Below are 12,393 nucleotides of genomic sequence, written 5' to 3'. Positions count from 1 at the left end.
GGCCGGGCCCGGAACCCCGAAGGGGGTCCCGGGCCCGGCCCGTTCCGCTACCGCCGGCGCGAGCGACTACGCGTGGGCCCGCAACAGCGACCGCATCGTCCGCATGGCCACCGACAGGTTCGCCAGGTCGAAGTCGTCCGAGCCCCGGATCTCGTCCAGGGTCGTCCGCGCCCGGCCGATGATCGCCGCGTTCTTCTCCTCCCACGCCTTGAAGCGCTCCTCGGGAGTGGAAGAGCCGTTGCCCACCGCCAGCACGTCGGCCGTCAGCGCCGCGTGCGCCGCGAACAGGTCCTCGCGGATCGACGCGCGGGCCATCGACTGCCAGCGGTCGGACCGCGGCAGCTCGATGATGCGGTCCATCAGCTGGGTGATGTCCAGGCGGTCCGCCAGGTCGTAGTACACCTCGGCGACGGACAGCGGGTCCACGCCCGTACGGTCCGCGATGGCGACGATGTCCAGCGTCGGGAACGCCGACGAGAAGCCGGCCACCTTCGCCGCGAGCTCCTCCGGCACGCCCTCACCGGTCAGCTCGTCCAGGATCGACTGGTACCACTCCAGGTCCGCGCCGCGCACCAGCTTCGGCAGCTCCGACCAGACCTCCGCCACCCGGGCCCCGAAGAGCTCGATGGTCTCGGTGATCTGGAGCGGCTGCGGCCGGTTGTTCAGCAGCCAGCGCGTACCGCGCTCCACCAGGCGCCGCGAGTGCAGCCGCACCCGGGTCTGGACGTCGGCCGGGACCTTGTTGTCCAGCGCCTCGACCGCGTCCCACACCTCGGCCAGGCCGAAGATCTCGCGGGCCGCGAGCTGCGCCCGGACGATCTCCTCCATGGAGGCGCCGGTCTCCTCCCGCAGACGGTGCAGGAAGGTCGAACCACCGGTGTTGACGGTGTCGTTGACCAGCAGGGTGGTGATGATCTCCCGGCGCAGCGCGTGCCCGTCGATCTGCTCCGGGAACTTCGCGCGCAGGGCGGCCGGGAAGTACGCGTGCAGCAGGCGGCGCAGGTACGGGTCGTCCGGCAGCTCGGTGTGGACGAGCTCGTCCGCCACCGTGATCTTGGTGTAGGCGAAGAGCACGGCCAGCTCCGGCTGGGTCAGGCCCTTGCCGGTGTTGAGCAGCTCGCGGATCTGCCGGTCGTTGGGCAGGAACTCCAGCTGGCGGTCCAGCAGCCCGTCCCGGCCCAGGCGGCGCATGAAGCGCTGCTGGGCGTGGAGCAGGCTCGGGGCCTGGGAGGAGCCGTTGGCCAGGGCCGTGTTCTGCGCGTAATTGTTGCGCAGCACCAGCGAGCCGACCTCGTCGGTCATCTCGGCGAGCAGCTTGTTGCGCTGCTTGACGGTCATGTCGCCGTCCGCGACCACCGCGTTCAGCAGGATCTTGATGTTCACCTCGTGGTCGGAGGTGTCCACGCCCGCGCTGTTGTCGATGGCGTCGGTGTTGACCTTGCCGCCCTCGCCGCCCGCGCCGGTACGGGCGAACTCGATGCGGCCGAGCTGGGTCAGACCCAGGTTGCCGCCCTCGCCGATGACCTGGGCGCGGACGTCGGAGCCGTTGACGCGGATCGCGTCGTTGGCCTTGTCGCCGACGTCGGCGTGCGTCTCGGCGGTCGCCTTGACGTACGTGCCGATGCCGCCGTTCCAGAGCAGGTCCACCGGGGACTGCAGGATGGCCTGCATCAGTTCCGCCGGGGTCATCTTGGTGACGCCCGCGTCGATGCCGAGGGCGGCGCGCATCTGCGCGTTCACCGGGATGGCCTTGGCGCTGCGCGGGTGGACCCCGCCGCCCGCCGACAGCAGCGCGGTGTCGTAGTCCGCCCACGAGGAGCGCGGCAGCTCGAACAGGCGCCGGCGCTCGGCGTACGAGGTCGCCGCGTCCGGGGCCGGGTCGATGAAGATGTGCCGGTGGTCGAAGGCGGCGACCAGGCGGATGTGCTCCGAGAGCAGCATGCCGTTGCCGAAGACGTCGCCGGACATGTCGCCGACGCCGACGACCGTGAAGTCCTGGGTCTGGGTGTCGTGGCCCAGCTCGCGGAAGTGCCGCTTGACGGACTCCCACGCGCCGCGGGCGGTGATGCCCATGCCCTTGTGGTCGTAGCCGGCCGAACCGCCCGACGCGAAGGCGTCGCCCAGCCAGAAGCCGTACGACTCCGCGACGCCGTTGGCGATGTCGGAGAAGGTCGCGGTGCCCTTGTCGGCGGCGACGACGAGGTAGGTGTCGTCCTCGTCGTGGCGGACCACGCCCTTCGGCGGCACGACCTCGCCGCCGACCATGTTGTCGGTGATGTCGAGCAGCGCCGAGATGAAGATCTTGTACGAGGCGATGCCCTCGGCGAGCCACGCGTCGCGGTCCACCGACGGGTCCGGCAGGTTCTTCGCGACGAAGCCGCCCTTGGCGCCGACCGGCACGATCACCGTGTTCTTGACCATCTGCGCCTTGACCAGGCCGAGCACCTCCGTACGGAAGTCCTCGCGCCGGTCCGACCAGCGCAGACCACCGCGCGCGACCTTGCCGAAGCGCAGGTGGACGCCCTCGACGCGCGGGGAGTACACCCAGATCTCGAACGCGGGACGCGGGGCCGGCAGGTCCGGGATGGCCTGCGGGTCGAACTTCATCGACACGTACGAGTGCTGCTCGCCCGCCCCGTTGAGCTGGAAGAAGTTCGTCCGCAGCGTCGCCTTGATCAGCGTCAGGAAGGAGCGCAGGATGCGGTCCTCGTCGAGCGAGGCGACCTGGTCCAGGGCCCCGTCCAGCTCCTCCAGCATGGCGTCGATCAGCTCGGTGCCGGCGGCCTGGCGGCCCGGCGACATCCGCGCCTCGAAGAGGGAGACCAGCAGCCGCGTGGTGTGGACGTTGTTGCGGAGGGTGTCCTCCATGTAGTCCTGGCTGAAGGTGGAGCCGGCCTGGCGCATGTACTTGGCGTACGCGCGCAGCACGACGGCCTGGCGCCAGGTGAGGCCGGCGCCCAGGACCAGGGTGTTGAAGTTGTCGTTCTCGGCCTCGCCGGTCCACACGGCCGCGAAGGCCTCCTGGAACCGCTCGCGTGCGTCGTCGCCGAGGTACGCGTCCCCGTTGCCCGTGGACAGCGGCATCCGCAGACCGAAGTCGTAGATCCAGGCGCTGACCCGGTCGCTGCGGCGCAGCTCGTACGGCCGCTCGTCGGTGACCTCGACGCCCAGGCGCTGGAGGACCGGCAGGACCGCGGACAGCGAGACCTGCTCGCCCTCACGGTAGATCTTGAAGCGGCGCTCGCCGGGGCCCGCGCCGACGGGCTCGTACAGCGACAGCGCGAAGGGGCGCTCGCTGGCCGAGAGCTTCTCCAGGTGGCACAGGTCGGCCACGGCCGCGCGCGGCGAGTGGTCGGCCTTGTAGCCCTCGGGGAAGGAGGTGCCGTACTTGCGGCTCAGCTCGGCGGCGCGCTCCTCGCCCAGCTCGGCCGTCAGCGCCTCGCCGAAGCCGTCGGCCCAGGAGCGGGCCGCCTCGACCAGGCGGGCCTCGACGCGCTCGACGTCGGCGTCGGTCAGCAGGGGCAGGTCGGTGCCCTGCGGGACGCGGACGACGAAGTGGATGCGGGAGAGGATCGACTCGGTGTTCCAGGCGGTGAAGTCGACGCTGGTGCCGCCGAGCTCCTCCCGCAGGATGTCCATCAGGCGCAGCCGGACACCGGTGGTGAAGCGGTCGCGCGGCAGGTAGACGAGCGCCGAGTAGTAGCGGCCGTACTCGTCCTGGCGCAGGTACAGCCGCAGCCGGCGGCGCTCCTGGAGGTACAGCACGGACGTGGCGATCTCGCGGAGCTTGTCGACCGGGGTCTGGAACAGCTCGTCGCGCGGGTAGGTCTCCAGGATCTGGAGCAGGTCGCGGCCGTCGTGGCTGGACGGCGAGAAGCCCGCGCCCTCCAGGACCTCGGACACCTTGCGGCGGATCACCGGGACGCGGCGCACCGACTCGGTGTAGGCGGCGGAGGAGAACAGGCCGAGGAAGCGGCGCTCGCCCACGACGTTGCCGTCGGCGTCGAACTTCTTCACGCCCACGTAGTCGAGGTACGAGGGGCGGTGCACGGTGGCGCGGCTGTTGGCCTTGGTCAGCACCAGCAGGCGGTGCTCGCGGGCCTTGGCGCGGGCGTCGGCGGGCAGCCGGTTGAAGGACGGCGAGACGGGGTGCGCGTCCTCCTGGCCCTTGTGGACCGGGTCGGAACGCAGGATGCCCAGGCCGGTGCCGGGGACGGCCGCGAGGGCGTCGCCGTCGACGAGGTTGTACTCGCGGTAGCCGATGAAGGTGAAGTGGTCGTCGGCCAGCCAGCGCAGCAGCTCACGGGCCTCTTCGAGCTCGTACTCGCGCAGGTCCGGCGCGGTCGGCTCGTTCGGCAGCTCGTCGGCGATGCGCAGCGCGGCGTCGCGCATCTTCTCCCAGTCCTCGACGGACTCGCGGACGTCGGACAGGACGCGCAGCAGGTCACCGGTGATCTGCTTGAGGTCGGCCTTGTCGGTCTCGCGGTCGATCTCGACGTGGATCCAGGACTCGACGAGGGAGTCGTGGGGGCGCGCGGTCTTGGGACCGTGGGCGTCGCAGTCGGGGCCCAGGATCTCGATGAGCCTGCCGGTGACGTCACGGCGCACGACGACCTGCGGGTGGATCACGACGTGGATGCCGCGGCCCTGGCGGGACAGCTCGTTCGTCACGGAGTCCACGAGGAACGGCATGTCGTCCGTCACGACCTCGACGACCGAGTGGCTGGAGGTCCAGCCGTTCTCCTCGACCGTCGGGGTGTGGACCCGGACGTTCGCGGTGCCCTGCGGCCGGGTCTCGGCGAGCCGGTAGTGGGAGAGCGCCGCGCCGAACACGTCGACCGGGTCCCGGTCGGCGAGGTCCTCGGGGGCGGTGTGCAGGTAGTAGCGCTGGAGGTAGGAGAGCGTCGTGCCCTGGTCGGGGCGCTCACCGTGCTCGGACCCAGTCGGAAGTAGCCCCCCGGCCGGGCTGTTCTCAGCTACCCGTGCCGCCCGCGCGAGCAGCTCGGCCTTTGCTTCGTCCAGCTTGGTCTGCATGTCCTCTGGCTCCTGTCGCGCGCCATTGCGTGACGTAGGTGGTGAAGGAAGGAATGACAAAGCGCCGCGATGAGGCGGGATGTCCGTCCGGATCGGTTTTCGGCGCCGCGGCGCCGCAAGAGCCGCCGGGGAGGGCTTCGACCGTGATCGACAGGTCCCGGCGGCGGGGATCAGCGAAGGCCCGGCCGCGGAGGCGCGCCGGGCGCGGGTCGGGGGCGTCAGTGCCCCCGATGACTATCGCGCTGATCACGGGTCCAGGCTATCTCGCCCCACCCCCCGGTCGTCATTCACTGCATCTGTACAAAACCGGGGGCAAAACCTGGACAGTCTGGCCAGAGGGTTGGCCGGAACGGTCCGTTACCGGGCTATCCGGCCAGCTCACGGGCCATGGCGACGGCCTCGGCCAGGCTGTCCACGACGGGTACCCCGGCGGACTCCAGGCTGGTGCGGCTGTGCGACCCGCCCGTGTACAGAACGGCCTGCGCACCTACGTGCAGCGCGGCCGTCGCATCGTCCACGGCGTCCCCCACCAGGACCGTACGGCGGGCGGTCACACCGGCTGACTCCAGTGCGGCCATATGGCGTACGAGGTGCCCCGCCTTGGAGGTGTGCGAGGGCCCGGTGCGCCCGTCGACGCGCAGGAAGTGCCCGTCGATGCCGTGCGCCCGGACCAGGGGCACGAGCTTCTCGTGGGGCGCGAGGGACAGCAGGGACTGCGTGAGCCCGTCCGCCTGCCAGCCCCGCAGCAGTTCCCGCGCGCCTTCGGCGAGCCCGGCGTCCTCGGCGGCCGCCCAGTAGTGCCGGTGGAACGCCTCGTCCATGACGACCCATTCGGCGTCCGTGGGCAGGCGGCCCATCAGCCGCTCGTAGAACAGCGGCACCGGTACGACGTACAGCTCGCGGTAGCGCTCCAGCGTGATCGGTTCGAAGCCCAGCTCGGCGAAGGAGGCGTTCGTCGCGGCTATGACGGCGTCGATGTCGTGCAGCAGGGTGCCGTTCCAGTCCCACACGAGGTGGGGTCCGGCGGCCTTCGTCCCGTTGTCCGTCGCGGCGCCCGTGCCACCGCTCATCCCGCTGTTCATCCCGCTGTTCATCCCAGCAGGCCCGGGATCTCCTGGACCCCGAACCACAGCAGCTCGTGGTCCTCGGCGCCGTCCACGGTGAACTGCGCGTCGTCGTCACCGGCGTCGGCGGCCGCGAGGGCCCCGGCGGCGGCCGCGACGTCCTCCACGGCGTCATCGGCGTCGGCGTGCACGGCGGCGGCCACCTTCAGCTGCACGGCCGCGCCGAGGGTGACCTGCCCGAGGGTGGCCTCGTCCAGTCCGGGCACTGCGGTGGCCGCCTTGTCGTCCACGTCGACCGCCACGACGACCCGCTTGCGCGGGGCGGCCGCGTCGGCGGCCAGCAGCCGCAGCGAGGCGAGGGCGGCCCGGCTGAGTGCCGCGTACTCCAGCTCCTCGATGTCGTCCGACACGTACCACTCGCGCAGCCCGGGCGTGACGGCGTACGCACGGAGCGGGGCGGGCCCCAACTCCCCCGCCTTGTGCACCTCGGCGAGCCCGGGGAGGGTCAGGGGGACGTACACGCGCATGGCCGGCTGCTTTCGGTAGTCGGAAACGCCCTCAGGATACGACTGCGGCCCTCCGCCCCGGATGCGGGAGCGGGGCCGGCCCCGCCCGGCCCGCCTCCGGGGCCCTCGCACGAGGCCCCGGGCCGGCCTGGAGGCGGGCAGCGCCGCCGCTACGACCGCGGGCCCTGGACCTCCACCGCCGCGCACCGCCAGCGGCGATCGGGGCCCTGCTCCAGCCGGAACGCCATCGCCGAGACCCGGTCCCCCGTCGCGATGCGGGCGAAGGCCTCGATCACCCCGGGCCCGGGGTGGAAACGGCCGCAGTGGCGCAGCACCGGCCGCAGCCGCTCCCGCGAGGGCCCGGCGGGGGCCAGGGTCACCAGCTGCTCGTACGCCTCGCCCACCGTGAGGCCGAGCAGCGAGTGGACGGGGCGCTGGCCGCTCAGCACCGCCAGCAGGCGTTCGGCGAACCAGTCGTGCGGGGCCAGCCGGCGCACCTGCCGCGGCACCCCCGCCGGACGGCGCTGGTCCCGCCGCCCGGCGGGCCGCGTCCGCCCCGCCCCGCCGGGCCGGCTGCGCCTGCCCTCGCCGCCGATCGTGCCGCGCGTGGTGGTGTCCATGGCGATTCCCCCGATCACACCGAGCCCGGCGGTACCGGGCGGTAACTTGATGCGGGTTTTCTACGACCGCCGAACACGCTCCGCAACCACCGGACGCCCCCACCGGAGAACCCCCCGAGGTTCACCTATCCGTGTGGCGGCCTCCCGCCCCGAAGCCCCCGAACACCCCCGCAACACCCCTCAGGTGGACGCCGCAGCCCCCGCCGCGAGGGGCTCGATGGAGTTGCCCCACATCACCCTCCCGGCCCCACGAACGCCACCCACCACCCGACGGGGACACGCACCCTCCGCACACGGTGCGGGGCGGGGGCAGGGGGGCGGGAGCCCCCCGGACGGCCTCAGAGAAGGCTGGGGGCTTCCCGTCAGTCCCATCGTCCTTCCGGTTCGGGCCGGTCCCTCAAGGGCGCTCCTTCGTCGCGTCGCTACGCGATGTCGCTTCGCTCCACCCTTGACCGACCGGCCCGAACCGGAAAGCCGAAAGACTGCCGGGAAACCCCCAAAGAAACGGCACGGTCCAGAGGAGCAGGGACGGGTCTCTCAGCGATGAGGCGAGGGGCCGGGCGCCGGCCCGCCGGACATCCGAGCCCTCAGCAGCCTCATCCCGCACCAGGGGCGCGACTACCTGCACGAAAAGTCGCTCAGAGCACGCTGACGTGCACCCCAAGCGCGACAGATCGCTACGCGCTCCTCCCGGCTTGGCGTCCGGCGACCGCCTGGGGCTGATACCTGCACCAAAAGTCGACCAGAGCAGTGCAAGGAGCCGTCAGGCGCAGCAGATCGCTACGCGCTCCTCTGATCTCGGCGACCGGCGGCCGCCTGGGGCTGATGGCGGATGCTGGGGATCCGAGGGCCGTCGCACGCCCTGAGCGTCAATCGGTGCGGCTGTCGGCCCAAGACGGCAGTCGGACGCCGAGACCGGAGGAGCGCGTAGCGATCTGTCGCGCCCACCGGCTCCCTGGCTGCTCTGTTCGTCCTCTGGTGCGGGTACCAGCCACAGGCGGTCCTCGGACGCTGAGAAATGAGGAGCGCGTAGCGATCTGTCGCGCTTGGGTGGTCCGCAGGCCGCTCTGGTCGACTTTTCGTGCAGGTAGCCGCGCCCCTGGCCCGGAATCATGGATCTGGGGCTCGGATGCCCGGCGGGCTGGCGCCCGGCCCGTCGCCTCATCGCTGACGGGCCCGTCCCTCCAGCCTCTGCCCGGTGACCGTTTCTTTGGGGGTTTCCCGGCAGTCTTTCGGCTTTCCGGTTCGTGCCGGTCGGTCAAGGGTCGCCGAAGGCCATCGCGTAGCGACGCGACGAAGGAGCGCCCTTGAGGGACCGGTGCGAACCGGAAGGACGATGGACTGACGGGAAGCCCCCAACCCTCCCTGAGACCGCCCAAGGGGCTACCGCCCCCAGCCGACCCACCCGCACCCGGGAGGCGGGTGGGCAGCCACCGCCCCGCGGCCGGGGGTCGCGGGGGAGATAGCGGGCCCGCGCGCAGCGACGGCCGGGGCCGGACACCCTTCGGTGTCCGGCCCCGGCCGTCGTGTCGCGTCGTGTCGCGTCGTGCCGCGTTACTTCTTGCGGCGCCGCCCGCCCGAGGCCTTCTGGGCCCGGCGGCGTTCGGCGCGGGTCAGGCCGTCGCCGGCGGAGTCGGAGTCGAAGTCGCCCTCGACGACGCCGCCCTCACCGTCGACCGACGGGGCGGAGAAGTGCAGGCGGTCCGGGCGCTGCGGGGCGTCCAGGCCCTTGGCGCGGATCTCGGGGCGGGCCGACGGGACCGGCTCCTTGACCATGGAGGGGGCCGCGTCCTGCACCGGGAGCTCCTCGACCTGCTGCTCGACCTGGACCTCCAGGTTGAACAGGTAGCCGACGGACTCCTCCTTGATGCCCTCCATCATGGCGTTGAACATGTCGAAGCCCTCGCGCTGGTACTCGACCAGCGGGTCCTTCTGGGCCATCGCCCGCAGGCCGATGCCCTCCTGGAGGTAGTCCATCTCGTAGAGGTGCTCGCGCCACTTGCGGTCCAGGACCGACAGGACCACGCGGCGCTCCAGCTCGCGCATGACCTCGGAGCCGAGGGCCTTCTCGCGGGCGCCGTACTGCTCGTGGATGTCGTCCTTGACGGACTCCGCGATGAACTCGGCGGTGATGCCCGCGCGGTCGCCGGCGGCGTCCTCCAGCTCCTCCACCGTGACCTTGAGCGGGTAGAGCTGCCGGAAGGCGCCCCACAGCCGTTCCAGGTCCCACTCCTCGGCGAAGCCCTCGACCGTCTCGGCCGAGATGTAGGCGTCGATGGTGTCGTCCATGAAGAAGCGCACCTGCTCGTGCAGGTCCTCGCCCTCCAGGACGCGGCGGCGCTCGCCGTAGATGACCTCGCGCTGGCTGTTGAGGACCTCGTCGTACTTCAGGACGTTCTTGCGGGTCTCGAAGTTCTGGGTCTCGACCTGCGACTGCGCGGAGGCGATGGCGCGGGTCACCATCTTGTTCTCGATCGGGACGTCGTCCGGCACGTTGGCCATGGCCATGACGCGCTCGACCATCTGGGCCTTGAACAGGCGCATCAGGTCGTCGCCGAGCGACAGGTAGAAGCGGGACTCGCCCGGGTCGCCCTGACGGCCGGAGCGGCCGCGGAGCTGGTTGTCGATGCGGCGCGACTCGTGGCGCTCGGTGCCCAGGACGTACAGGCCGCCGAGCTCCTTGACCTCTTCGAACTCGGCCTTGACGGCCGCCTCGGCCCTGGCGAGGGCCTCGGGCAGGGCGTGCGCCCACTCCTCGATGTGCTCTTCCGGGTCGAGGCCGCGCTGGCGCAGCTCCGCCTCGGCGAGGTCGTCCGGGTTGCCGCCGAGCTTGATGTCGGTACCGCGGCCGGCCATGTTCGTGGCGACGGTGACCGCGCCGCGGCGGCCGGCCTGGGCGACGATCGTGGCCTCGCGCTCGTGCTGCTTGGCGTTGAGCACCTCGTGCGGGATGCCGCGCTTGGAGAGCTGCTGCGAGAGGTACTCGGACTTCTCGACCGAGGTGGTGCCGACGAGGATCGGCTGGCCCTTCTCGTGCTTCTCCGCGATGTCGTCGACGACGGCGGCGAACTTGGCGACCTCGGTCCGGTAGATGAGGTCGGCCTGGTCCTTGCGCTGCATGCCCCGGTTGGTGGGGATGGGCACGACGCCGAGCTTGTAGATCTGGTGGAACTCGGCGGCCTCGGTCATGGCCGTACCGGTCATGCCGGAGAGCTTGGAGTAGAGGCGGAAGAAGTTCTGCAGGGTGATCGTGGCGAGGGTCTGGTTCTCGTCCTTGATGTCCACCCCTTCCTTCGCCTCGATCGCCTGGTGCATGCCCTCGTTGTAGCGGCGGCCGGCGAGGATGCGGCCGGTGTGCTCGTCGACGATCATGACTTCGCCGTCGATGACGACGTAGTCCTTGTCGGCCTTGAAGAGCTCCTTGGCCTTGATCGCGTTGTTGAGGTAGCCGACGAGCGGGGTGTTGACCGACTCGTAGAGGTTGTCGATGCCGAGCCAGTCCTCGACCTTGGCGACACCGGCCTCGTGGATGCCGACGGTGCGCTTCTTCTCGTCGACCTCGTAGTCGCCGGTCTCCTCGATGCCCTTCAGCGGCTGGCCGGCCTCGCCCTTGGTCAGGCGGGTGACCAGCTTGGCGAAGTCGGCGTACCACTTGGTGGCCTGGTCGGCCGGGCCGGAGATGATCAGCGGGGTGCGGGCCTCGTCGACGAGGATCGAGTCGACCTCGTCGACCACGGCGAAGTTGTGGCCGCGCTGCACCAGCTCGTCCTGCGACCACGCCATGTTGTCGCGCAGGTAGTCGAAGCCGAACTCGTTGTTCGTGCCGTACGTGATGTCGCAGTCGTACTGCTCGCGGCGCTGGGCCGGCGACATGTTGGCCAGGATGCAGCCGATGGACAGGCCCAGGAACTTGTGGACGCGGCCCATCATCTCGGAGTCGCGCTCGGCCAGGTAGTCGTTCACCGTGATCAGGTGGACGCCCTTGCCGGACAGCGCGTTCAGGTACGCGGGGAGCGTGCCGACGAGGGTCTTGCCCTCACCGGTCTTCATCTCGGCGACGTAGCCGAGGTGCAGCGCCGCGCCGCCCATGATCTGCACGTCGTAGTGGCGCTGGCCGAGGACGCGCTTGGCGGCCTCGCGGACGGTGGCGAAGGCCTCCGGGAGCAGGTCGTCCAGGCTCTCGCCGTCCTGGAAGCGCTGCTTGTACTCCTCCGTGAGGGCCCGCAACTCGGCGTCGGAGAGGTTGACGAAGTCCTCTTCGATGGAGTTGACCTGGTCCGCGATGCGGTGCAGTTTGCGCAGGATCTTGCCTTCGCCTGCACGCATGAGCTTGTTGAAGACGGACACTGAGGCTGGTCTCCTTGCCGGTCGGGCCTGGGCACTTTACGTAGCCGGGCACGGCAGGTGGGCCCCACCGCAACGGCCATCGTAAGCGAGGACGTGGTCGCGTCGGGAGGTCCGCCGTGTCCGCAGGGCACGGGCGCCCGGAATGAGAACGTACGGGGGACGGATTCGGTGCCGGTGTGGACGAAAACCCCTCGCCCGGGTTACCCGGGGTCGCGACAATCCGTTCATGGAACCCGTCACGCTGGCCACCGAGCGCCTCCTGCTGCGCCCTTTCGCCCCCTCGGACGCCGAGGAGGTGTACGCGGCCTGCCAGGACCCGGACATCCAGCGGTGGACGCTGGTGCCCTCCCCGTACGAGCGGGTGCACGCCGAGGCCTGGGTCACGCACGTCTCCCGGAGCGCCTGGCTGGAGGACCGCGAGTACGGGTTCGCGGTGCGGCTGGGTTCCGAGGGCGCCGAGGGGCCGCTGGTGGCCGCCGTGGGGGTGCACGTGCGCGGCGCCCAGGGGTACGAGATCGGCTACTGGGCCGCGAAGGAGCACCGGGGCAGGGGTTACGTGTCCGAGGCGGTGGCCGGGGTCGCCCGGTGGCTGTTCACCGAGGTCGGCGCCGGCCGGCTGGAGTGGCGCGCCGCCGTGGGCAACGCCGCTTCCCGGGCCGCCGCGGAGAAGGCCGGTTTCCGCTTCGAGGGCACCCTGCGGGGTGCGCTCGACCACCGCGGCACCCTGCGCGACTGCTGGGTCGCCGGCCTGCTGCCCTCGGACCTCGGTCTGCCCTCGCGGCTGCCGTACCTGCCCGCTGTCAGTGCCACCCCCTAGGGTCG

Annotated in this window: 6 protein-coding genes; 1 reads left to right on the top strand and 5 read right to left on the bottom strand. The window is 71.1% G+C overall.

Annotation, left to right across the window (positions count from 1 at the left end; all coding sequences use genetic code 11):
* Positions 1–66: 66 nt before the first annotated feature.
* From ACIPW5_RS31645 to secA, 5 genes are all read right to left on the bottom strand, one after another.
* On the bottom strand, positions 67–5,034 hold the full coding sequence (locus ACIPW5_RS31645; protein ID WP_401252287.1) for an NAD-glutamate dehydrogenase: 4,968 nt from the start codon (positions 5,032–5,034) through the stop codon (positions 67–69).
* Between the two features lie 365 nt (positions 5,035–5,399).
* The gene (locus tag ACIPW5_RS31640; RefSeq protein ID WP_401252285.1) at positions 5,400–6,104 is read right to left on the bottom strand and encodes an HAD family hydrolase; all 705 of its coding nucleotides are present in this window, start codon (positions 6,102–6,104) and stop codon (positions 5,400–5,402) included.
* Positions 6,105–6,124: 20 nt separating this feature from the next.
* Positions 6,125–6,625, bottom strand: coding sequence for a DUF6912 family protein (locus tag ACIPW5_RS31635; RefSeq protein ID WP_401252282.1), 501 nt, complete (start codon positions 6,623–6,625; stop codon positions 6,125–6,127).
* A 149-nt stretch (positions 6,626–6,774) separates the two neighbouring features.
* A complete protein-coding gene (locus ACIPW5_RS31630; protein ID WP_401252279.1) occupies positions 6,775–7,224 on the bottom strand; it encodes an Rv3235 family protein in 450 nt (149 codons plus the stop codon).
* Between the two features lie 1,554 nt (positions 7,225–8,778).
* Positions 8,779–11,571, bottom strand: coding sequence for a preprotein translocase subunit SecA (gene secA / locus ACIPW5_RS31625; protein ID WP_401252276.1), 2,793 nt, complete (start codon positions 11,569–11,571; stop codon positions 8,779–8,781).
* Between the two features lie 226 nt (positions 11,572–11,797).
* On the opposite strand from secA, the gene ACIPW5_RS31620 reads away from it, so the two are divergent.
* Entirely contained in the window at positions 11,798–12,388 is a 591-nt protein-coding gene (locus tag ACIPW5_RS31620) for a GNAT family N-acetyltransferase (protein WP_401252273.1), read from the top strand.
* The last annotated feature ends 5 nt before the right edge of the window (positions 12,389–12,393 follow it).

The sequence above is a fragment of the Streptomyces sp. NPDC090077 genome, assembly GCF_044747545.1.
Classification (GTDB): Bacteria; Actinomycetota; Actinomycetes; order Streptomycetales; family Streptomycetaceae; genus Streptomyces.
This window is presented reverse-complemented; position numbering and strand designations above follow the sequence as displayed.